This is a genomic window from Sphingomonas sp. Leaf4 (genome assembly GCF_920939515.1).
Classification (GTDB): domain Bacteria; phylum Pseudomonadota; class Alphaproteobacteria; order Sphingomonadales; family Sphingomonadaceae; genus Sphingomonas.
The window spans coordinates 182344-203781 of record NZ_CAKLBB010000008.1 but is presented as its reverse complement, the minus strand read 5'-3'; the positions used below and the strand labels follow the sequence as shown (position 1 = coordinate 203781).

At 62.7% G+C, this 21438-nt stretch carries 29 protein-coding genes and 1 pseudogene; 16 read left to right on the top strand and 14 right to left on the bottom strand.

What is annotated here, in order from left to right:
* Positions 1 to 326 precede the first annotated feature (326 nt).
* Positions 327 to 518, bottom strand: a complete 192-nt coding sequence (locus LRA89_RS14070) for a hypothetical protein (RefSeq protein WP_230771152.1) — start codon at positions 516 to 518, stop codon at positions 327 to 329.
* A gap of 293 nt (positions 519 to 811) precedes the next feature.
* Here LRA89_RS14070 and LRA89_RS14065 point away from each other — a divergent pair, with 293 nt between their 5' ends.
* The 3 genes from LRA89_RS14065 (at position 812) to LRA89_RS14055 (ending at position 2588) form a co-directional block, all read left to right on the top strand.
* A complete protein-coding gene (locus LRA89_RS14065) occupies positions 812 to 1450 on the top strand; it encodes a helix-turn-helix domain-containing protein (RefSeq protein WP_230771150.1) in 639 nt (212 codons plus the stop codon).
* Between the two features lie 32 nt (positions 1451 to 1482).
* Positions 1483 to 1818: a hypothetical protein gene (locus tag LRA89_RS14060; RefSeq protein ID WP_230771147.1), complete on the top strand. Its 336-nt coding sequence runs from the start codon at positions 1483 to 1485 to the stop codon at positions 1816 to 1818.
* Between the two features lie 245 nt (positions 1819 to 2063).
* A complete protein-coding gene (locus LRA89_RS14055) occupies positions 2064 to 2588 on the top strand; it encodes a MarR family transcriptional regulator (protein WP_230771145.1) in 525 nt (174 codons plus the stop codon).
* Between the two features lie 294 nt (positions 2589 to 2882).
* Here the strand turns inward: LRA89_RS14055 and LRA89_RS14050 are convergent, their stop codons facing one another.
* From LRA89_RS14050 to LRA89_RS14000, 11 genes are all read right to left on the bottom strand, one after another.
* Positions 2883 to 3392 (bottom strand): TIGR02594 family protein, encoded by a 510-nt coding sequence (locus LRA89_RS14050; protein ID WP_230771143.1) that lies wholly within the window; start codon positions 3390 to 3392, stop codon positions 2883 to 2885.
* Positions 3393 to 3596: 204 nt separating this feature from the next.
* Positions 3597 to 3998 carry a hypothetical protein gene (locus LRA89_RS14045; RefSeq protein WP_230771141.1) on the bottom strand — a complete coding sequence of 134 codons (402 nt, stop codon included), beginning with the start codon at positions 3996 to 3998 and terminating at the stop codon, positions 3597 to 3599.
* Positions 3995 to 4606: a hypothetical protein gene (locus LRA89_RS14040; protein WP_230771139.1), complete on the bottom strand. Its 612-nt coding sequence runs from the start codon at positions 4604 to 4606 to the stop codon at positions 3995 to 3997. Before LRA89_RS14040 ends, LRA89_RS14045 begins: the two co-directional genes overlap by 4 nt.
* A gap of 271 nt (positions 4607 to 4877) precedes the next feature.
* On the bottom strand, positions 4878 to 6782 hold the full coding sequence (locus LRA89_RS14035) for a hypothetical protein (RefSeq protein WP_230771137.1): 1905 nt from the start codon (positions 6780 to 6782) through the stop codon (positions 4878 to 4880).
* A 1-nt stretch (position 6783) separates the two neighbouring features.
* Positions 6784 to 7206, bottom strand: a complete 423-nt coding sequence (locus LRA89_RS14030) for a hypothetical protein (RefSeq protein WP_230771135.1) — start codon at positions 7204 to 7206, stop codon at positions 6784 to 6786.
* Positions 7203 to 7601, bottom strand: a complete 399-nt coding sequence (locus tag LRA89_RS14025) for a hypothetical protein (protein WP_230771133.1) — start codon at positions 7599 to 7601, stop codon at positions 7203 to 7205. The genes LRA89_RS14030 and LRA89_RS14025 overlap by 4 nt, the downstream gene beginning before the upstream one ends.
* A gap of 41 nt (positions 7602 to 7642) precedes the next feature.
* Complete coding sequence (locus LRA89_RS14020) at positions 7643 to 8245, bottom strand: hypothetical protein (protein WP_230771131.1); 603 nt, start codon at positions 8243 to 8245, stop codon at positions 7643 to 7645.
* Positions 8242 to 8985, bottom strand: coding sequence for a hypothetical protein (locus tag LRA89_RS14015; protein ID WP_230771129.1), 744 nt, complete (start codon positions 8983 to 8985; stop codon positions 8242 to 8244). Before LRA89_RS14015 ends, LRA89_RS14020 begins: the two co-directional genes overlap by 4 nt.
* Before the next feature lie 152 nt (positions 8986 to 9137).
* The gene (locus LRA89_RS14010; RefSeq protein WP_230771126.1) at positions 9138 to 9758 is read right to left on the bottom strand and encodes a CHC2 zinc finger domain-containing protein; all 621 of its coding nucleotides are present in this window, start codon (positions 9756 to 9758) and stop codon (positions 9138 to 9140) included.
* The gene (locus tag LRA89_RS14005; protein ID WP_230771124.1) at positions 9755 to 10033 is read right to left on the bottom strand and encodes a hypothetical protein; all 279 of its coding nucleotides are present in this window, start codon (positions 10031 to 10033) and stop codon (positions 9755 to 9757) included. Before LRA89_RS14005 ends, LRA89_RS14010 begins: the two co-directional genes overlap by 4 nt.
* Before the next feature lie 88 nt (positions 10034 to 10121).
* Complete coding sequence (locus tag LRA89_RS14000) at positions 10122 to 10586, bottom strand: hypothetical protein (protein ID WP_230771122.1); 465 nt, start codon at positions 10584 to 10586, stop codon at positions 10122 to 10124.
* Between the two features lie 17 nt (positions 10587 to 10603).
* On the opposite strand from LRA89_RS14000, the gene LRA89_RS13995 reads away from it, so the two are divergent.
* The 5 genes from LRA89_RS13995 (at position 10604) to LRA89_RS13975 (ending at position 13230) form a co-directional block, all read left to right on the top strand.
* The gene (locus LRA89_RS13995) at positions 10604 to 10837 is read left to right on the top strand and encodes a hypothetical protein (protein WP_230771120.1); all 234 of its coding nucleotides are present in this window, start codon (positions 10604 to 10606) and stop codon (positions 10835 to 10837) included.
* Positions 10838 to 11134: 297 nt separating this feature from the next.
* Positions 11135 to 11344: a hypothetical protein gene (locus tag LRA89_RS13990; protein WP_230771117.1), complete on the top strand. Its 210-nt coding sequence runs from the start codon at positions 11135 to 11137 to the stop codon at positions 11342 to 11344.
* Positions 11345 to 11612: 268 nt separating this feature from the next.
* On the top strand, positions 11613 to 12269 hold the full coding sequence (locus LRA89_RS13985) for a helix-turn-helix domain-containing protein (RefSeq protein WP_230771113.1): 657 nt from the start codon (positions 11613 to 11615) through the stop codon (positions 12267 to 12269).
* Positions 12270 to 12417: 148 nt separating this feature from the next.
* Positions 12418 to 12915, top strand: a complete 498-nt coding sequence (locus LRA89_RS13980; protein ID WP_230771110.1) for a hypothetical protein — start codon at positions 12418 to 12420, stop codon at positions 12913 to 12915.
* A gap of 75 nt (positions 12916 to 12990) precedes the next feature.
* Positions 12991 to 13230 (top strand): hypothetical protein, encoded by a 240-nt coding sequence (locus tag LRA89_RS13975; protein WP_230771107.1) that lies wholly within the window; start codon positions 12991 to 12993, stop codon positions 13228 to 13230.
* On the opposite strand, the gene LRA89_RS13970 is transcribed toward LRA89_RS13975, so the two are convergent.
* A complete protein-coding gene (locus LRA89_RS13970) occupies positions 13206 to 14255 on the bottom strand; it encodes a hypothetical protein (protein ID WP_230771105.1) in 1050 nt (349 codons plus the stop codon). The genes LRA89_RS13975 and LRA89_RS13970 overlap by 25 nt on opposite strands.
* A gap of 134 nt (positions 14256 to 14389) precedes the next feature.
* On the opposite strand from LRA89_RS13970, the gene LRA89_RS13965 reads away from it, so the two are divergent.
* Genes LRA89_RS13965 through LRA89_RS13955 form a run of 3 tightly spaced genes read left to right on the top strand, consistent with a single transcriptional unit; the run spans position 14390 to position 15395 of the window.
* Positions 14390 to 14902, top strand: coding sequence for a hypothetical protein (locus tag LRA89_RS13965; protein ID WP_230771102.1), 513 nt, complete (start codon positions 14390 to 14392; stop codon positions 14900 to 14902).
* Entirely contained in the window at positions 14899 to 15204 is a 306-nt protein-coding gene (locus LRA89_RS13960; protein WP_230771099.1) for a hypothetical protein, read from the top strand. Before LRA89_RS13965 ends, LRA89_RS13960 begins: the two co-directional genes overlap by 4 nt.
* A complete protein-coding gene (locus LRA89_RS13955) occupies positions 15204 to 15395 on the top strand; it encodes a hypothetical protein (protein WP_230771096.1) in 192 nt (63 codons plus the stop codon). The genes LRA89_RS13960 and LRA89_RS13955 overlap by 1 nt, the downstream gene beginning before the upstream one ends.
* Before the next feature lie 82 nt (positions 15396 to 15477).
* On the opposite strand, the gene LRA89_RS13950 is transcribed toward LRA89_RS13955, so the two are convergent.
* Positions 15478 to 15750, bottom strand: a complete 273-nt coding sequence (locus tag LRA89_RS13950) for a DUF1488 family protein (protein ID WP_230771093.1) — start codon at positions 15748 to 15750, stop codon at positions 15478 to 15480.
* Between the two features lie 237 nt (positions 15751 to 15987).
* On the opposite strand from LRA89_RS13950, the gene LRA89_RS13945 reads away from it, so the two are divergent.
* The 5 genes and pseudogenes from LRA89_RS13945 (at position 15988) to LRA89_RS13925 (ending at position 21421) form a co-directional block, all read left to right on the top strand.
* On the top strand, positions 15988 to 17589 hold the full coding sequence (locus LRA89_RS13945; RefSeq protein ID WP_230771090.1) for a recombinase family protein: 1602 nt from the start codon (positions 15988 to 15990) through the stop codon (positions 17587 to 17589).
* Between the two features lie 353 nt (positions 17590 to 17942).
* Entirely contained in the window at positions 17943 to 18527 is a 585-nt protein-coding gene (locus tag LRA89_RS13940; RefSeq protein WP_230771088.1) for a DUF4760 domain-containing protein, read from the top strand.
* A gap of 45 nt (positions 18528 to 18572) precedes the next feature.
* A pseudogene (locus LRA89_RS13935) lies at positions 18573 to 19328 on the top strand (glycosyltransferase family 2 protein); the annotation flags it as partial.
* On the top strand, positions 19325 to 20329 hold the full coding sequence (locus LRA89_RS13930) for a hypothetical protein (RefSeq protein ID WP_230771086.1): 1005 nt from the start codon (positions 19325 to 19327) through the stop codon (positions 20327 to 20329). The pseudogene LRA89_RS13935 and the gene LRA89_RS13930, both read left to right, overlap by 4 nt.
* A 177-nt stretch (positions 20330 to 20506) precedes the next feature.
* Positions 20507 to 21421, top strand: coding sequence for a sulfite exporter TauE/SafE family protein (locus LRA89_RS13925; protein ID WP_230771084.1), 915 nt, complete (start codon positions 20507 to 20509; stop codon positions 21419 to 21421).
* The last annotated feature ends 17 nt before the right edge of the window (positions 21422 to 21438 follow it).

Sequence of the window (21438 nt, the reverse complement as noted above, 5' to 3'; positions counted from 1 at the left end):
GCAAGCGAAATGGTCGCGCATGAGAGCGCGAGAAAAACTGCCTTCACAATGATGACCCCCTTCGAGTCGGTCCCCCCGGACCGAGCGCGCGGATCATCTACGCGAAGCGTGGGTCGTCAAGAACGCATGCGTAACTATGTCCAAAATGGTCCAAGTCACGTTGCTGGTCATCGGGTCGGGGCAAACCTACCGTCAGGTCATGCGCAATAGAGCGCAATTCGCTCGCAAACCAGCCGAACTGTTCGCCTCGACAAAAAGGTGGGCGGGCTAGAATTTGCTACATGCAGAGTTGCATAGGTGCCGCCGAGCGACGGCACCTGGCAGGATCACTTGATCGGCGTTGCGCCCGGCGTGCCGCATTTGGCAAACTTGCCCTTGGCATCCTTGCACTTCACTGGCTTTGCGGGTGCCGGCGGACACTTGATGAACTTGCCTTTCGAGTCCCGGCAAGGAGCAGCACCGGCGGGTACGGCAGCAACCGAAGCCAGCGAGAAAGCGATCAGTACGGTCTTGAGCATGGTATCCCTCCACAATGCGAATGGGTGATTGGATATTATTCCTAGCGTGATTGGCACGGTAGCGATTCTTGCGTCTTCAAGCCAAACCCGTATTCGATTTGATGTTGGGGCTGAAGCTTGGGCGCAGCGGCGGCATGAGCATTTCCTCCCATACGGCGGGCGGTAGAGGTCGACGTATTCCCTTCTGACGACCCCCGGGATCCCCTAACCAGGACTGCAGGGCAGCTCCCAACGCACCGCATTTAGCCAATTCACATCGCCGGTGTTTTAAATATGCACGTATACGATGCAGAGTGGACCATTCTGCTGGAAGCAGAGAGGAAGATAGCCCCTTCCCGTTGAATCGGGTGGCTTCTGCCCTCCATCTACAGACCGACACACGTTCGACCTTGGGACTGATCCATTCTGGGTTATGGTTAAACGTGCCCGAATCAAACGACCTGTCCCGGCTTACCCCTCGTGAACGCCGCTGCCTCGAGCTGGTAGCGCTTCATTACGACACGGGCCAAATCGCCGCCGAGCTGGGTATCAGCATCACGACGGTAAACGGCTATCTGTCTGATGCGAGACAGAAATTAGGTGCTCGTAACCGCAAGGAAGCTGCGCGGATGCTTGCTGTTGCCACTCCCTCCCTCGCCATGCCGACACCCCCTCAAGAAATAGGGGGTATGTTTGAACGGGTTGAGAGCCCGCATGCTGAAGCGCCACTCCCGGCGGTGCAGTTGAACGCCGAGCCAGTGAAAATTCCCTCGCAAAAGAGTGGTTTTGAGCAGGTTCTGCATTTCGACCGACTGTATCAGCCGAACCAGTTTGGGAAAGCGAAACGGTTGGGGATGATTGTGGCGCTTGTGGTAGCCTTTGCACTGGCCATGGCGCTCGCGGTGATCGCTGTCGTAGGCTTGGTTTCGATCTCGGCCAGCCTGCGTTCGTAAACCGAACGAACGATAGATAGCTGGGGGCTATAATGATCCATCCTGTTGTCGCAGACATCACCCACGGGCTGAAGACTGCCGAGGAATCGAACGACCTGACGATTTCTTCGGCGGCCGCAATGATCCAAGCACTTGTTGCCGATCGCGGGCAACTCAAAATCGGATACGGTGTCATCCAAGGACCGCTTGCCGACGCCTCGAAAGCAATCGCGCTAACCGTCGAAGCTCGTGCCCACCTCGGTCGATGCCACAAGCGAATGTACGATCTGGCCGTGGAACATCGGGTAATCAGTCATGGTGACATCGTTCCGACGTTCGATGACCCCGAGCCGACGAAGGCAATTTCGGGACTGCCGATCGCCGCCTGACGCATGAACGCCTACCTCTATTTGATCCTGCTACTCTGTACGTTCGGTTACGCCTGGTGGCGTGGCGGAGCGCCTGAACGAATAGTCGCGAGTTTGATCGTTGCAGCGGTGATTGGCTCAGCCATCGCTCTAAGCTTCAGTCAGCGGGTTTTTGGATCGAAAGAGGTAGGCTTGTTCGCCGTTGACCTTACTCTTTGCGCGGCCGTCGTACTGGTCGCGCTGTATGCGGAGAGGTTTTGGCCTCTATGGCTATCGGCCCTCTTGATCCTGAGCGTGCTGCTGCAATTAGCAATATGGTACGCGCCGCACTATTATCGGGTCATTTACCTAGTCTTACACGCATTGAGTGCGTATCCGACATTGATGCTGCTGACTATCGGAACAGCTCGGCATTACCATCGGAAGAACCGACTAGGGCACGACCCAGCTTGGTCTTCGACCGCATCACAGAAAAATCTCGCAAAGCCAGAAATTTAATAGAAGCCAAGGCCAGAATATCGAAGATTCACGGTATTGAATCAAATGATCCGGTTCATGACACACTGCTACACCTGTATATCGCTGCCGAAGAAAATACGCCGATGTCAATATCGGCGGTAGCGTTCATGACTGGAATGAGCCAGACTAGCTCTCTTCGCTGGATCAACTCCTTGCAAGAAAAAGGGGTTTTGATTCGAACGGCTGACCCACAAGATCGTCGACGTTCGTGGATCACTTTAGTGCCCGAAATCAAAACCGATATGGATCGAGCTTTTGCGTCAGGTGCGTGAAAGCACTGACCATAATGAGCACGCCAGATAAGGTCGACGACTAAGCCGGGCAACGAGTAGTCATTCTCGTAGAGCCGGGATGAATCTGTTCCGCGCGTTGCGATGACGACGAACAGTACCATGAAGATGGTTACCGGCTACGGATTGCGAATCAGGCCCAGTCGAATGTGATCGCTTATGAGTTGCTACCGCTCGTGCGGCAAAGCGGGCCGAACTCGGGATACCATCAGCCGGCGGCCAGCGCCACAATCGGCATCAGCAACCATAAGCTGTAGAGAGGAATGAGCGCAGCCATCATGCTTCGTCACGCGACAGCGGCGCACCCGACTGGGCCAGCCGGACCGGTCCGCCGATGACCGGCTCGCCCGTCGGCCAGCGCGCGGCGATACACCGGTCCTTGGCGATCCGCATGATCGATACAGCGTTGCCTTGGTTGCCGCCGAGCACGTGGAAGGCGGTCGCATCCTCGCCGACGTAGAAGCCGACGTGCCCGCCGCCCGGCCGCTGGAAGACCAAGATCGCACCAGGCGACAGCCGTTCGAAGCGCAGGCGTTGGCCGTAGGTTGCCCACGCCGAGGCGCGCACAGCGATCGGCGCGGACGGCAACCCCGCCTCCTGCATGCAGGCCGCGACGAAGACGCCGCACCACGGCACGCTGTCCGCGTTGTAGATCATGCCGAGCACCTTCGTGCCCAGCCGCTTCGCCCAACCCATGATCGTCGGATTGTTCGCTGCGCCGGGGGCTTCCAGGGTGCTGAGTTTCTTGCGCGCAGCCGTGAGCCACGCCGGAATTACCGTCGTCATAATGCCTCTAGTTCTAAAACGGATTGTGGTTAATTTCGGAATAGTTATTGAAGGTGACACGGCCCGCGCCGTCCGTCGGCCCCTGCTCCCTTTCGCTCGGCCGGCGGTAATTCCTCTTCCGGCAGAATCGTTGTATGTCGGCGCTGCGGCACCCACACCGCCCGCCGGCGGAGAGGCAACTGCCCCTGTATCAACCGCCGGCGGTTATTCTTGCGGCGGTGCCAGTGGCCCACTCACGCGCTGCACCCACGTCAGCGCGATCTTGATGATCCCGGCCCCCAGCGCGCCGATCCCCGTACCCATCATCAGCGCCCACAGCGGCTCGGGCCGCTGCGAGATGACCATGCCAGCGGTGAAGAGCAGCGTGAGAGCCGACACCGGTATATCGACTGACCAGCGATGCGCCTTGCGATCGGACTGGGTGACGTAGAAGCGCACCGCCACGCACGCGCACAGCGCCGCGATCATGCTACCCGCCTCGAACGGATAGCCGAGAAATGCCCAGATCACCGGGGCCGATACCCGCACTGTCGCCCCCTTGTCCTGTCCCATTGCCGCCGCCACCGGCAGCACCGCGCCGGCCGTCGCCCACAGACGGGCGATCACCGCGTCACCACCACGCCGATCGCGGCGATGGCGCTGAGCGCGATAATGATCGCCGGCCGCTTCAACAGCGGCAGCGCCGTCCAGAAATCGATCGGGAACGGTCGCCGCCGAAGCTGCCACACCATCCCCGGCGCGGACACATAGGCCAGTGCCAAGCCCGTAAGCCCCGCCGCCAGCGCGATCGGATCGAGCAGCCGCTGCAACAGCAGCAGCGTCGCAGTTTCGCCGGGCTGTAGGGGATTCCACCCCCACAGCACCGCCGCCGCACCCATGCTGCGCACAGCGATGCCGAAAGCGAAACATAGGATCGTCAACCGCCAGAGCGTGACCGGATGCGATTGACGATCGGTCCGCCGCCGTCGCCATACGTGTCGGATCAGGTCGACGACCATCATCGTCGCCAGCACGAAGGCGGCGGTCATCATCGCCAGATTAATGACGACCAGCCACCCGTGCCCATCGAAGCTGGGCGGGGCTACGGTTGCCGGACCGTCGGCGACAGCGCGCGCCGCATAGCCTGCGGCTTTCACAAGCCATTTCCATGCGTCATCGGTGGCACTCCGGGCGCGGTGGGTAGGTCGGGTGGTGCGGGTTCGCTGCTTGTTCATGCGCGCACCATGGCGCGGGAGGCAGTGCCGTCACGGGGGCCGCAATGGTAGAGACGCACTCTGCCATTGCGGTTGGACGTTGACCTAGGCGATCAGCGCCCGTTCTCGTAGCAGCCGGGGCAGTCCATGGTGCCGGCGCGATCGACACGCTCGCCGCAGCGATGACATGCACCGAAGCTCGCCCAAGCCGATACGATGCGGCGGTAGTAGTGCGTCAGGAGTCGCAGCATTGGGCCATGCTATGCCTGCGCGCCAGCGATTACGAGCGCGATCATGCCAGCGACCCCTTGGCGACGAGCACCCATGTATATGGCGCAACGTTGTTCGCTGCGACGATGCACCATTGCCCAGTGAGAAGATCAGTGATCGGCGCGGCACCGGAATTCCGAACGCGGAGGTACCACGGGCCGCCGGTGTTCCCACCCGTCCGCGAGAAGAAGAACATCGCGCCCGGCACGCACCCGGTCGGGCTGATTGCCACCTCGCGGTTGGCAGTGAGGGTGCCGGTGTAGCGGCGCATGGAGGCGGAATTGACGTACTGGCATACGTCGGCTGCGTCGGTGGCAATATCGACGACGCCGCCGAGCAGCAGTCGCCGCCACTTGCCTTGAAAGCTCTCGACTATCCCGCCCTGGCCGCCGGTCGCTCCCAGCGCGAGCGCGCCATCCGGCGCACTCGTCGCCGCCATCTCCGCGATGGACAACTTGAGCGAGATCGGTTGCGCCCGCAGCGCCTCGACCGCGCCGCGCACGGCGCGCAGCTCGCCCCCGAGATTTACGATATTAGTCTCCTGCGCGCTTGCCCGCGCCGAGGCGGCGACGGCACCCTGCATCAGCATGTCGACGGCATTTTGCAGCGTGGCCTCGGCATCGTGCTCGGCACATTGCGCGACAGTGCCCCGCGCCACGCCCGTCCGCGCCATGTAGTCGGCCATGCGATCGAGCGTCTCCGTCCCGTGGTAGCTGATCGGCGTGTCCGACGTGCCAAACACCCGCGACTTCCACCATTTGAGGTCAGCCGGCAGAGGGAAGTGGTTGTAAACCAAGCGCGCTGGATTGAGGTGGATATTACCCTCTATCAGAATGTCCTTCTCTGGCGCTTCGAGTCCGAAGGTGAGCAGGCTTGCCCGCGCGGGATATGTCGGCCGCGTCTCCGCTTCCCAGCCCCGGCCCGAATCGATGTCGGTATTGCGCACGTAGCTGCATCGCCGATAGCCAGCGCCGGCCGGGACGACACCTGCATTGTCCTTGTCACCGTAGCGGTTCCAAAGCTCCAGCGCCTGCGCGCAGCGGATCATGATATTGTCGGTGCAATGGATGTCCTCCCACCCGGCCGAGGCGCTCTGAAGTCCGGGTCCCTGCATCGTGAAAGCCACGTCGTAGATGTCACGAAAGACATTCCGGCGGACATTGCAGCGCTTGCTCGGCACGCCATCGGGATCGGCGTAAAATTGCACGCCGTTGCCATACCGCGTCTCGCCAAATTCGGCGGACAGGCGGCAACCGCCGACCTCGCTGACGGTATTGCCCTCGAAATCGAAGTCCCGATTGCGACCACCGTGGACATGCGCGCCGGTGCCCTGAAAATGGATCTGCGAAATCGAGAGACATGGATTCGCCCGGATCAGCGTCTCGCGTGGGGCTTGCAGGATTTCAGCGGCGATCGTGCCGGGGTTCTCGATCGATGCGACGTACAGGGTCGCCGTTGCCTCGTCAGAATAGAAATCCCACGCACTGACCAGCGCCGCGATCGAATACCTCTTGAAGCCTTTGATGACGCCATCGACGCGCAGGAAGCCGGCGTTCGCCCCATTCGCACCCGTGGTGTAGATATTCCCGGTGAACGCGGCGGCATCATTGATCGCGACCTTCCACACGCCGGGGGCGTGCTGGACCCATGCCTCCGGGCGGATGCGCTTGTAGGCGGTGACGATCGGCTGCGCGCCATAGCCGTAGGCCGACACATGGACCTTGGCGCTGCCCTCCGGGCGACTGCCGGGGATGTCGAGCGGTCCGTAAAAGGTGCCGCCGCGCTCCAGCAGTATCCGGTCGCCGGGATAAAGCGGCCCGAAACCCGTGCCCGCTAGCTGGACCCTGCGCAGCGTCTTCCACGCGGTAGCCGGCGTGATTCCCGACGCCTGATCGTCGCCAGTCGGGCTGACGTAATAGTCGGTCATGTCAGATGTCCCGATCGGTGAGGAACAGATTGGCGGAGAAGGTCAGGCCGGCAGCGGTCGGGGCAAAATTTTGACGTGATACAGGCGCAGCGTTGTCACCCTGATCCTCGTAGCCCGGTGCGGCGGCGATGCGCTTGTAGACGCGGGTCGAGCCAGTCTCTGCGCTGCTGAAATATGCGCCGACCGGGAAGGCCGCGACGCCCTCTGCTCGCGTCGACTGGAAATTCGCCATCGCCTGTGCGACATCCGCCGCAAGACCTGCTGAGATAGCCTTGCTATCTGCCCGCGACGCGGCGGCCGCTGCCGCTTGCACCAAGGGCTCGAGCCGATCAGCATCCTGAAGCTGTACCGCGAACGGCACGCCTTCGCGCTTCTCCACCCGGAACGGCGTAGACGCCTTCTCGATCGCGAATGGCGTGCTCATGCCGCGTTCGCTCCGGGTACGAGGGTGAAGTTGCCTTCGAGGAACCGCATCTTCGCCGCGCCTGTCCCAACGTGTAGGGCGTAGACAAGCACGACGTCGGCACCTGGCGCGACACCGGACACCGGGAACGGCAGCACATCCTCCAACGTCGTTTCGTTGATGCGGATCGAGATCGTCGTGACCGGCAGCGTGCCGCTCCTATCGACAGTCAGCGACAGCCCCTCAGCAGGCGCGTTGTTGGTCGCCAAATTGATAAGCGGCTCGCCGGGCGCGTCGCGATACTGGCGGACCTGCATCGTCAGCGGCTGATCGGTGAAGTCGAAGCCGATGCACGGAATCTCGAACCGCGCTGGCGCCCAGCGGTCGACACGCAAATCTCCTTGCGCCGCTGTCATCGTATCGTGTCCATGGCAGTCTCCGGTAGGAAAGCGGGGCGTCAGCCCCAGTTGACGTTCGCGGCCGTGCGCTTGGCGGCAACGGTGGTTGCGGCCTTCACTGCCGCGACCGCGACCTGTTCGATCGCTTCGACCCGCGCAGCTTCGGCGTTGGCTGAATCTGCGCCGGCGCCGAACCGCTGGATTGCGGCAGCAATGTTCGCCTCACCCCGGCGCGCAGCCTCCGCCAGCGCGAAACGGAACTTCCGCTGACGTGTCGATGCCGGCAGCAAGCCGAGCGCGGTAAGGATCGCACCGGTCGTCGAGCCCAATGCGTTCCATGCCTCGATCTCGGCCGCTTTCATCGCATAGACCGACTTTTTTGAGCCGCCGGGGGACAGCACCAGCATGCGGCGGCGCTCGGCTTCCGCCTTTATGCCGTCGATCAGGTCCGCCTCGACCTTGGCGATATCGTCCACCCATGCCCCGAGCTTGGCGTCGAACCGCTGGCGTGCAGTGTCGGCCTGCGCGCTGGTCGTGAACGCCTTGTGCTTGGTCGGATCGAACGGAAAGCCCGCATCACCCGGCGTCTTGCCGTCCGGCACCTTGATCTGCGCCACCGCCTCGCCGGTGGTGATGAGCGCAATCGTAACGTCGCGGGTCATGCGCCGACCGTCAGCAGCGACGATACATAGCCCAACTGTCCGTTGCCGCTCGCCTTCCGCAGCAGCAGGCCGACCTCGTAGGAGGTGTTCGGCGTCAACGTCGGTGTTTGGCTGACGTAGAACGTCCCGTTCTCATGGTCGCCGTTGCCAGGCAGATAGGTTGATGCGGTGCCGCTGCTGTCGCCAACCAAGTCGGACCAAGTGCCGCCACTGCCAGCGACGCGGTACATAGCCTTGCCGCCAATCGTCAGCGAGCGGAACGTCGTGCCCGTCTGTGCGACGAGATAGTCGACGTAGATCTCGACCGGCAGCGAGCCGTCCGCGCCGGACTTGACCGTTACGATACCGTAGGAAGGCGCGGCCTGATACGACGTGCTGTTCGCGTCACCGGTGTAGGCTTCGGTCGATACACGGTTCGGTGCTGGCGGGGGCGGGGCATCAAGCTTTCGGGTAATGGAGATACGAACCGAATCGATCGCGACACCCGCGCGCGAAGCCGCAACCTGCACCGTGCCATCGCCATCGATACGAGACAGCGTCACAACACCGGCCGCATAGGTAGCGTCAATCGCGCTGGTCGTCGCCGTCACGCTGACATCGACATCGCCCGTCACGTCCGCTGCACCCTGCCGGACCGACACCGCCACGCGGCGGGGAAGCTGCCCGCCCTTAGTTTCGCCAAGGTATGTCGCATTGACGATGATCGCCGAGGTATCGACCGACAGCACGTAGGGCGACACGCCATCCGCGCCCGGCCGTCCGGTGATCGCCGCGCTATACTCGGCAACCGCGATCAGCGCTGCCGACCAGCGCGACCGATAGTCACCGGGGACGATAGCCGTATCTTGCGTCGCGTCGTCCCATGCCGGAACCAGTGCGTGCAGATAGTCCGTCAGGTCGCCGACCGCGATCGTCGCAGCGGTGCGCGGCCCGTCAAGATCATCGGGTTGGCCGAGTACATCGTACCGTTCGTCGAGCGCCGAAAGGTCGCCGAGCAGACCGTTGTACCGGATGACCGTTTCACGCTTCTCCGGTCCCGACAGAGTAGGCGCATACGAATGCCCCGCTCCCGCAGGTAGACTTCCGCAAGTGTGCCCGCTGCGGGAACGGCGCCGGCCCATACCCGCCGCCCCGCCTGGATGCGCCGCGCCGTAACTTCCTCCGCCTGTTGCTTGCGCTGGGCCCGCTCCGCCTCGGACACCACTGGAAAGTGATTTCCGGTCAGCGCCTCGAACGCCTGCCCGAAGGTCATGCCGTCCGCCTTGGTGAGAAACGTCATGTGATCCCCGCCCTCGCCGCAGCCGTGGCAGTAGTAGGTACCCTTGTCGTCGTTGACCTCGAAGCTCGGCGTCTTCTCGGTGTGGAACGGACACAGGCCGACCATCTCGCGCGCACCACGGCGCTTGAGCTTCGTGCGGCGGCCGATAATGTCCGACAGGCGATGGCGCTCCTTGGCGTCGTCGATCGCGTGGCGGAACTCAACGTCCGATAGGCGAGGCGGCCGCCGCTTCATGCCCGGCAGGCGTCCGCAGCGGTGAGAGCCGGCGTCTGCATATAGGGCAGGGGGGCAGTGCTCTCAGCAGCGAGGCTGTCGCTCGCGACCATCAGATCGCGGAACGTCGCCCATGCCCGAATGCACGCGCTGCAATGGTCGCGGTCGAGGAGCAGGCTCGGGTCCGCAACGGTTTCCCCAACCATGGCAGCATAGCGGTTCCATGCTGCGTCGACGTTCGCCGCGATCGGCAGCGTGGCTACGGTGGCGGCGGTCTCGATTGCCTGGGTCGTCATGCTTCGCCTCCGCGATCGTTGGTATGTTCGGGATATACGCCCGGTTTGTTCGACGGATGGGCTGGCGCTACCGCCAGTTGATGCCGGATCATGCACGCCCCCGCGCCGCGATCATGTCGAGCCACATGCCGCTGAGCGTATGGACGCGACGGATCAGCGCCTCGTGCGGCTGGACTTCCTCGACGGTCGCGATGCCATCCAGCTCGGCGCTGATGATCGCCGGGAGCAGTTGCGCCAGCGTCAGCGAGGCCGGATCGTCGCTGGTGCAGATCGCGCCTGCCTCGGCCCAGCGACCACCGACCAGCGCCAGCAGCGGATCAGCAAACCGGCCTCCCCATTCCTTGCAGCCAAAGAGGAACGTCGGCAGGTCGATCGGCGATGCGGTGTTGGCATAGGCCGCCGCCCGATCGTCGGACTTGCCGAGCACGCGACCGATGTCGGCCCATGTCGCGCCGTCTTCGAACTTGATCGCGGTCAGGATGCCGTTCTGCGTATCGACGGCGGCAGACGCGGAAAATGTACGGCGGGTGCCGTGGAGATGCGGGGCGTTCATGCGGCACAAGCTCTGGCATGGGGAAAGACAAGAAAGCACGTGCGCTCGGGCACATGACGTTGGCTGCGATCGGTGTGGTGATGGCGAGCGCGATCGACTCGATGCGCGCGGCGGGCGTCGGCAACGATGTCATCCACGTGTACCTCGACACGCTTGACGACGGCTTCTGCGAGGTGCTGCACGGCGAGGCGTTCTCGCTGATGATCGGACTGGTCGACGTCCTGCGCCACAACGTGGCCGCCAATGACTAGACAAGTGGCGCTAGACGAACATTCAGCTTCAGCTATCCTGGGCCTCAATCCAACGCCCCAGGAGTATGATGAATGGCAATTTCCGACGAAACGGTTGCTCTGGTTGCAGCCCAACTCACCGTTGCGTGGGCGCAACGAGCAGTGCGACCCAGCCCTATGTCGGACATTGACCCCCAAGCTGAGATTTTCAGCATATACGATCAGTTCAAGAATGACGTTCGCAGGTTCGAAAGCAACATTGCCGGATCGTTGGACGCGCTTCAGAATCCATAGGTCGGGAAGGCTAGCTGACGAACCATGCTCGACCCTGACATGCGCGTGCAGGCAGCCGCCGGTAGCGATGCCGCCGTTGCCTTCGCGCTGTTCCAGCACATTGCCGACCGTGACCCGGGCGCCGTCGCGACCAAGGACGCCGCGATTGCGGTGTTCCGGGAGTGTATGGCGGCCGTTGGGTATCGGGCCGATAGTAGCCGAGAGCCGAAGCCGATCCGGTTGGGCGGGGATTGAGGGGCGCAGAATACTCATGTCGCGGTGTTCTGTGTGAACGTGAAGAAGTCGTTCGGGGTGACCTGCCCTTCCGTCGCTTGAATGATCGCAGTCATCATCGCTAAATTTGGTCGTTGAACGCCCTTGGCGTACCGCTCCACCGTACGCGCATGCTCGCTGCCGATTCGGCGAGCGAATGCCGCGTAGGTAAGATCGTTGCATTTAAGATAATCAGCTAACCGCATTTCACGATGTTAGCTGAAACGGCTAACAGGGGCAAGGTGCTCAGATGGACAGTGATGAGGCTGTTGCAAAAGCGTACGCGGATTTAGGCGACGAAGCCGATCCAGGTGCGTTTGCCCGTTCCATTCGGCTGTCTTTAGGGCTGTCACTAAAGGAAGTGGCTAAACGGGTCGGTGGTGAAACGCATTTCACAACAGTGGCTAAGCTTGAAACCGGAAAGATGAATTTCACCTACGATTGGTGCCGGGCTATCGGACAAGCCCTTGGAGTACCTTCCGGGATATTTTTCCTACCTTATGAAGTTAAAAATACAGCGAAGCGTATTCCTGTCTATATAGGAACGTCTGATGCCATAAATCGTGATAATATTACTCCACATCATTACACTTACGTGGCTACTAGCAAGAGCGACCTTTTTGCGGTGACCGTAATAGGCCTTCCAGATATTTTATCAGATTTGGTAATGCAGGAGATTATATTCGATCCTGCTGAATCAGAACTTCGCAATGGCGCGGTATTTTTAGTAGCTGACAATGAAATTCCGGATGGTCTAATTGCTTTATATCGTAAGGGCGCGGAATATAGCTCGTTCATCCCATGGCCCGTCCTACGCGATACTCCGCACTTTCCTGACAACAGCTCCCTCGTCGTATTTGGGCGGGCAGTTGAGATCAGACGCGAGCTTGTTAGCCGTAATCGCTAATTTGAGATTGCATGTGTTAGCCGAAACGGCTAAATGAGCTGTGTCACCTGATCGCCCCCGGGCCGAAGACGGTGACACGCAGGTCAGATAGCGCGCTCGCCCCGGCAGCCTCCGCCCGTCTCCTGCGTCCTCTCGCAGGAGCATGGCTATGGCTACGCAGTTCGCTTCCCTTACCCCGATCGTCCGTTTTCCCGCGCCGCGTCAGTCGGTGCGGATCGCCTATTCCTCGCAGTCGTCGCTTGCCGCGATCGCGGATGCGCTGAGCGACCAGCCCACGCCGGTCGTCGAGGCAACGCTGGAGGAACTGACCACCTACGTTCCGCTTCGTGAACTGCTCGCTGAGCGCAATGCGCTGATGGCCGGGCTGGCCACCGACTCTTCGCTGGGGGATGATGCCGGTCGTCATGTCTGCCAGCGCGTTGAGAAGCTGGAACGCCAGATCATCACCAGCGAGGCGCAGACCCCCGACGACGCGATCGTGAAGCTGCTGACGGTCGTCCAGATCGCGCAGAACTACGATGTCGAAGAGGACGAGGCCAACGACGCCACCCACGCCATGGATCGTGCCATTGGGCAGGCGGACGTAGTTCCCACCGTCCTGCTCCGACATGCCGTCATCGATTCCGGCCGTGGTCATCGGGCGTAGTTCGCCGTTGAGGCACAATCCCCAGGCGATGACCGGCGTGAAAGACAACTCGGTCTTGTCCGCCTCGCGCCACCAGTGGCACAGTTCGGTGCCATCCTTCGCAGGCAGAACCTGCACCGGACGACGAAGCAGCATCCCGACCTCGTTGTCGGTCACGCGCTTTTCACCACCGCCCCGCAGATGAACTTTCTGCCAGCGATTGCCGTCCTGGTCCTTCGTCACCGGACCGATGCTCGCGATCTCTCCGATTGCGAAGGCACCACCCTGCCAGCCCGTTTCTACCAACCCGATCATGCTGCCACCTCGGCGCTGTAGACGTAGCCGATGCCAAGGTGTGCTTTGGCCTCGCGGATGAGCATGGCGGCTTCCTGCGACGAGATGTTCGCCCCCTCCGCCTGAACCTCCATCGCCATGACGAGCTTGGCGATCACGTCGTCGGCGCTGGTGGCGGGCGTGGTAATGATCCGACCGTCGAGGTCATTGATCCGGGTCAGCGCGACATCGTCGCTCACGTCGGCCTCGCTGCGGTCGGCAGCGGCCAGCAAGTCGTTGCGCTCGTTCAACCATGCCGTGTGCTTGGATGCGTCGGGCACGACGATCGGGCCGCCGAGGTCAATGCCAGCGAGACGAGCAAGGTCTTCGATTGCCGACCAGAACAGTGGTTCGCAGCCGCCGGACTCGCTCAGTCCCTTGCGGAAGTCCGGGTGCGACGCATCGGTGAGCGCATGCTGTGACCATGCCATCACCGCATCCGTGGTGAACGCCAAGCGCATTTTTGCGAGGACGCCCTCGATCGTCGCTGCCGGCTGGATCACCAGTGAAGCGTTTTCACGGATACGACGGGCGTGGCGTGCCCATTCGTCGTCGTTCTCACCGTCCGGATAGGTCTGTTCGAGTTCGACCCGCTGGCCGATCGCCGCCAACAGTGCGCGGTCCGTCTGGATGTATGCGCCTTGTCGTCCGAAGCGGCGGGCATCGATCAGCAGGCAGCCGATCAACTCGCTGGCGTTCTGGCATTCTTGTCCTTCCGCCTCATGGAACAGCTTCAGCTTGATCGCCAGTTCGGCTGGACCCGGTGCGGGTGTGCGGATCAGCGCGAAGAGTGCATCGGTGCGCTTGGAATAGTTCGCATTGCTGATCGCCCAAAGTTCGGGCGGCACGTTGCCCACCTCGAGCAGCGGCGCGACCTTAGTGTCGTAGAAGGCATCGGCGACACGGTCCGTGTCGACGAACCGGCCATACGCCTTTTGCCATTCGAGCCACTGACCCCGCATGAACGGGTTGTAGCTCTGCGGCATCGGCATCTTCGCGTCCCATGGCAGCGAGGTCGAGAAGCCCATGCCAAAGTGCTGGCGCGCTGCGACGATGCCTACACCGACGTGAGCTTCTTCGACAGCGAGGAGGCGTTTGTCCGCTACCTAAACCGCCGAGAGCCAGATTCCACGCCTCCCACGGTGAACGGGGAGACGGCGGCATGATCGGCCTGTTCAACCTGTCGTGGAACGAGGAACTGCCGCTGTCGCGGATTGAGACGATCCGTTCGCATGGCACCGGCGACAGTACCTATCGGCTCAAGCTCACCAATGACGATTACTGGTATGACCTGCGACCGCATGCGTACCGTGAACTGGCGTCGCGACCGGTTCAGTTGCTGCCCGCAAACCTGCCGACGGAGTTCGTTTGCTGGAACGACGACGGTGAACTCGACGTGTGGTTCGAACCGGTAATTGGATGGGCGCTTTGCTTCGATGGGCAGGTGCGGCCGGTGACGGCAGGTGGCGTCTGCAACGGCTCGTACTCGGATCGGGACGACGACTACGTTCGCTATCCAGACGGCAGGATCAGGGCGATCGGCAATACTGCATACATGGTCGGTTTCGATGACACTGACGCCTTTCGCACCCACCTCCTTGATGTGCGGGCTATTGCAGCCGAGCACCGTGCCGCAGCGGCCACAGCGACGCTCTCCGAAGGGGGTGAGGCATGACTGCCCCCCTGTTCGACACCGCCTATCGCGACGCCTTCGGCGAGCGTCTGACTAAGGCCATCTTCGACGTCTCGATGCAGGAAATCGACGGTCAAACGGTCTGCTACATGCGTGCCGCAGAACTGATCGACGCCATGATTACGAACGCCGCCATTCTGATGCGCGACAGTGAGGGCACTTCGACTCCTGCTCGCACCCGTCAGTTCTGCGACGAACTGGCCCGCAAGCTCCAGCGCCGGATCGCACAGGCTAAGCGTGCCGAAGTACCGTTCGAAACAGTTAACGCGGACTGGACCCACTGATGGGCTGGGTGGGGAGCCTCCGCGAGCGGTGGGGCGGAAGCCTGCTGCCCGAAATCCGCTTCGATCGTGACGACGCGATGATAGAGCGCTGGGACATCCGCAACAGTGGCCCCGGCTATTCGATCTGCTTCGAGGGCTGGGGCCTATCGTTCCTGCTTTTCTTCGGGCGTACGCCAGACGTGCGGGACTGACCCGGTGCGGTGGGAACAGCACTCTTTCGCAGGCGGGGATGGGGAGGGCCTTCGATGCCAGCCCCACCACAAGCGCCTGTCGTCAGAGCAGGTCGATCTCGCCGATCGTCACCAGTTCGGCGGCTTGGCCCCGGTCCAGCGCCTTGCCGGCAGCGTCGGTCAAGCGGTCGGTATGGGCCTCGGCAACCGCCAAGGCGTCCTCGTTGACCTGCTGCCCGGCCAGCGCTTCCAGCGCGCTGTATTTCACCGCGAACTGCTGCGGCTCGCCGTCCACCGTGCCGGTGAACTCGACCTGATACTCGGTCGGGTTGTCCATCAAGGTCGTCGTGTCGATCGTCAGTCCAGTATCGGCCATGGCCAAGCTCCTTTCACATTCGCGCCTGTTCAGCGCTCAAATGCAAAGCGCAGGCGGCTGCGGTCCTGTTCCTTGTCGTCGTCGCTACATCCGCTCGGCTCGACGCCTCAGGACCGACAGGGATGAACCTTCCCGTCAAAATCCGCTTGGCATCGGACCCCGACACTATCGCGTTCGCCGAAGCCCTCGCCCGGGCTCATGTCGCACGGGACATTGCAGCCGCGAGGAATCGAATCCGTGCGAACGCTGATCTACGCCAGATACAGTAGCCACCTGCAAAACCCTCGGTCGGTCGAGGACCAGATCGCAGCGTGCCAAGCGATGGCGGGCCGTGAGGGCTGGGAAGTCGTCGGCGTCTATTCCGATCGTGCGATCAGCGGCGCTGCCGGCACCAGTGCGGATCAGCGTCCGGGGCTGAACGATCTGATGCGTCACGTCGAGCGTGGTGGCATTCAGCAGGTTCTCGTCGACACCAGCAGCCGTCTTGCCCGCGACCTCGGCGATGCCGATCGGCTGCGCAAGCTGATCAACTACTGCGGTGCCCGGCTCTACAGCTTGGCCGACGGCGAGATCGACCCGTTCAAGGGGACGATCAAGGCGCTGATGGACGAACACCAGCGCAAGGAGATCGCGCACAACGTCCGGCGCGGCCACACCGGTAACATTCAGCAGGGCAGGGCGGCATCGGGGATTGCCTACGGTTATCGCCGGGTCATCATGATCGATGCGAAGGGAGAGCCGATTCGCGGCGTTCGCGAGATCGACCCGGACAAGGCCGTCATCGTTCTGCGGATCTACAAGGATTACGCCGCCGGCATCAGCCCGTTGGCGATCGCCAGCAACCTGAACGCAGAAGGTGTGCCACCGCCCCGCCGGGGAATATGGCGCCGCTCGACGCTTCTCGGTCACCGGGCGACCGGCTTCGGCATCCTCGTGAACCCGGTCTACATCGGCCGGCTCGTCTATGGCCGCACCAAGGTCACGATCGACCCACGCACGCGGGAACGCCGGATGAAGCCCGGCGACGGCAATGTGCAGGAAGGTGATGCGCCGCACCTGCGCATCATCAGCGACGAGCTATGGCAGGCGGTGCAGGATCAGATCGCCAGTCGCTCGACCCCGAACCCGGAATGGCAGCGGCGCCCGAAGCACATGCTTTCGGGCATGGCGACCTGCGGCGTCTGCGGCGCTGGCTGGGTCGTCAAACACAAGGGCTGGTGGGGTTGTTCGCGCGTAACGGGCGGCAACGCCTGCACGAACCGACGGATGATCAGCACGGTCAATTTCGAGCGTCGCGTGCTGGCTCAGCTCAGCGAGCAGATGCTCGCGTCCGACGTCGTGTCGGCATACCTGCGCGAATATCATCGCGAGCATGCGCGGCTGACTTCGGAAGGGACGCGCGACCGCGATCGGCTCGAGCGACGGCGAGCAGAGGCCGATCGCAAGGTGCAGCGGCTCGTTGCGGCTATCGCGGACGGCGGCAGCGACTTCGTGGAGATCCGACACCTGCTGACTGCGGCGCGGGACGAACGGGACGCAGTTGCTCGCGAGTTGGCGGCGATGGAAGCGTTGCCGGTGTTGGCCCTGCACCCCGGCTTGGCGGACCAATATCGCCGATCGGTCGAGGAACTGGCGGAAGCCCTAGCCGATCCGGCCACGCATCATGAAGCGGTGCCACGCATGCGAAAGTTGATTGCCCGGATCGTGGTGACGCCGTCGGAGGGGAAGCGGGGGGTTGAGCTGGAGGTGATTCGGCATCTGGATCAGGTACTTAATTTTGCACAGAATCTTACTGATAGGATGTCAAGCCAACCACATTCGTACCGGTCGCTATCTTGATTCAACCATGGCAATTACGCGATTTTATCATCGCCGATTTTACCCGGTTGCCATAACGGATCGCATTCTCAATGTGACCACTTCTCTCTTCAACCGCGATCACACCTAACCCAACGTTAACGCTGTTTTCAGTTGTGCTTAATCCCGTAAGGTCCATATACGGCTTGAAACGACCTATTGGTCGCTTTTCGGAACAGGTTCATAACCTGCTACGTTTTGCTAACGATGGAAAGGAGGAGTCAGATAACATGACACATTCTGAAGGATGGGGCGGCGACTGATTTCCCTCTCCGTCCAATTGATAGAAACGCCCCGGCCCGTTAGGCTGGGGCGTTTTTCGTTGGGGGGTATGAATGACGTTGGCCGAGTGGGCACAGTATGCGCCGATAGTATCCGCTACTGCGATCGTAATATCCGCTAGCGTTGCTCTTGGAGTATTTATATATACAAGGCGAACAAACCGTCGTCGCGCAACGCTCGACATGGTTATGAAAACATTTATTGATGACGATTCTCGAAAAAGATATGACTCATTCAAAGAGTTGGTTCGAAAGGATAAAGATTCGTCTGATCCTTTTAAACTAACCTCTTTATCCAAACTTACTTCAACAAATGGCGTTGATCGATCGATAGTCGTTTCTCAGATGAATACATACGAATTAGTAGCCTTGGGAATAAGGCGCGGTATTTTCGATGAGAAATTTTATAAGTTATGGTTCCATAGGCAATTCACTAAAGATTACGAAAGTTCTATGAGCTTGCTTCAAGCAGTATGGGAAGAAAGCCCTTCCATATTTTGCGAGTGTAAAATTCTATATGCTCGATGGATTAAAAGCCGTCATCCGGTATCTAGCCCAAGCCGCTATAAAATGGGATTTTGGGCGATTACTGGAAATTATAAAAAGTTGGATGCAGCTCGCAAATCCATGGATTCTTAGCCAAATAACTGCCCATGCTACTAGGTTAACGCCTACTTAGACGAGGCGCATGGCCGGCAGATGCCGGTGCGCGCCGCGCTGCGTGCCGGATTGCCGCTGGCCGGGGTGGGATGCGCGATCTCGGCGGCGATGCTGGAGCGGATCGCCGGGGTGCGCGGCGGCCTGCCGTTCGACGAAACCAGTCTGACCGAGGATTACGAGCTGGGGCTGACGGTGCGGGCGCTTGGCGGACGCGGGTTGTTCGTGCGCGTCCTCGAGACACCGGGCGGACCGCCGGTCGCGGTTCGCGCCTTTTTCCCGGCAACGCTCGACGCCGCCGTCCGGCAGAAGGCGCGCTGGATGACCGGCATTACCTTGGCGGGGTGGGACCGGACCGGCTGGCAACGCGGTGCGGGCGTGCAGGAACACTGGATGCGGATGCGCGACCGACGCACGATCCTTGCCATTCCGGTGCTGGCGCTCGCCTATCTCGCGCTGCTGGTCTGGGGGCTGGCGGGCACGGCGCATGCGATCGCCGGAACGACATTGCCCGTCCCCGACAGCGCGATGCGCTGGCTGCTGGCCGTCAATTTCGCGCTGCTGGCGTGGCGCGTGCTGATTCGCGCGATACTGGTCGCGCGCAATTACGGCCGTGGGCAAGCGCTGCGGTCGGTCCCGCGCCTGCTGGTCGGAAATGGCATTGCGCTGCTCGCCGCGCGCCGCGCCATCATGCGCTATCTGAGGTCGCTTCGCGGCGGCACGTTGGTGTGGGACAAGACCGCGCATCATTTCCCGACCGCCGCCGAATTGAACCTGCCTTGAGTGCGCATGGTCCCGCCGGACGCGGGCGGCCGCTGCGTTTCCTGATGCTGGTCAGCGGCGGATGGGTCGCGTTGCGGGTCACGCTGTTGTGGCCCGAAACGGCGATCGTGCCGGACGTGCTCGGGGTGGTGCGCCCGGTGGCGGCAGCGCTGCCGCGCCGGCCGGCAGTCGGGACGTCGCGACAGGTCGCGCGGTGGGTCGCATCGCCGGTCGTCCCGCTGCGGCCGCAACCGGGCGCAAAGCCTCCTGCAGCGATCCTGCCTGACGCCCGACCCGCCGAGACGATCGAACTCGCACTGGTCGCCCCCGTCGAACCCGGCCCCGCGCCGCTGGTCGCCCCCGGGCCGGTCGGCGTCGGACCGCCGATACCACCCGCGCGCCAGGGCACGTCGTTCAGCCTGTGGGGGATGGCGCGCCCCGGTGTCGCGACCGGCGGACCGGTGCAACTGGGCGGCGGGCAGGCCGGGATACGGATGCGCGTTCCGGTCGCGGCGGACGGGCGGGTCGCGCTGGTCGGCCGGCTGGCGACGCCGCTGGCCGGGCCGGGGCGCGAGGCGGCGCTCGGCGTCGAATGGCGACCGCGCGGGCTGCCGGTGGCGGTGGTCGCCGAACGGCGCATCGCGCTCGATTCGAGTGGCAGCGGCACCGGAATCGGGCTGATCGCCGGGGTCGATCGGCCCGCGCTCCTCGCCGGATTCGCGCTCGAAGCCTATGGGCAGGCGGGGGCGGTGGTTCGACGTGGCGTCGAACCCTATGCCGACGGCGCGGTGCGGCTGCTGCGCCCGGTCGCCGATGCCGGTCGCGCGACGTTCAGCCTCGGCATCGGAAGCTGGGGCGGGGCGCAGCGGGGTGCCCGGCGGCTCGATGTCGGTCCGTCCGCCGTACTGCGCCTGCCGGTCGGCCCGGCACCGCTGCGGCTGTCGATCGACTGGCGGCAGCGGATCGGCGGCGATGCCGCGCCCGGATCGGGACCGACGGTCACGCTCGGCAGCGACTTTTAATCGGCTGTTTGAAAACTCGCGGAAGGGCGAGTTTCGAGGCGGTGCCGGGCCGCCCCCCCTCCCGTCCACCCACAGCGTATCCTGAATGGGTGGTCGGGAGGGGGAGCGGGCCGGCACCGCCAAACACGCATGGGCGCGTTTCCAAACGGACTCCAAGCGGCTACCCCATGAATCGTCATGGATCTCTACCTCCCCATCGCCAACCTGTCGGTCAACGCGCTGGTCATCGTGCTGCTGGGAGGTGGAGTCGGGTTCCTCTCGGGCATGTTCGGCGTCGGCGGCGGGTTCCTCACCACGCCGCTGCTGATCTTCTACGGCATTCCGCCGACCGTCGCCGCCGCCTCGGCCGCCAGCCAGGTGACGGGCGCCAGCGTGTCGGGCGTGTTCGCGCATCTGCGCCGCGGCGGGGTCGATTTCCGCATGGGCGGGGTGCTGGTGGCGGGCGGGGTGTTCGGATCGATCGCCGGGGCGTTCGTGTTCCGCCTGCTCCAGTCGAGCGGGCAGATCGATACCGTCATCGCCATCCTGTACGTCGTGATGCTCGGGTCGATCGGCGGGCTGATGCTCAAGGAAGCGATCGGCGCGGTGCGGGTGTTGCGCGGGGCGATCCCGCCGCGCCCTGCGCGGCGGCGGCACCATCCGCTGGTCGCTTCGCTGCCGCTTCGCTGGCGCTTCTATGCGTCGGGGCTGTATATCTCGCCGCTTGCGCCGTTGCTGCTCGGTTTCGCCACCGGAATCCTTACCGTGTTGCTCGGGGTCGGCGGCGGCTTCATCCTCGTGCCCGCCATGCTCTATCTGCTCGGCATGGGGACGCGGGTGGTGGTCGGCACGTCGCTGTTCCAGATTCTGTTCGTGACGGCGGCGGCGACGATGGTCCATGCGCTGACCACCAAGGCGGTCGACATCGTGCTGGCGGTGCTGTTGCTGATCGGATCGGTGACGGGTGCGCAGATCGGCGCGCAGTTCGCGCAACGGGCCAAGCCCGAGTATCTCCGCCTCGCGCTGGCCATCATCGTGCTGGCGGTGGCATTCCGCATGGCGCTGGGCCTCGGCTGGCGGCCCGACGAACTCTATACGGTGCAGCCGGCGTGAGGCGCGCGATTGCTGCC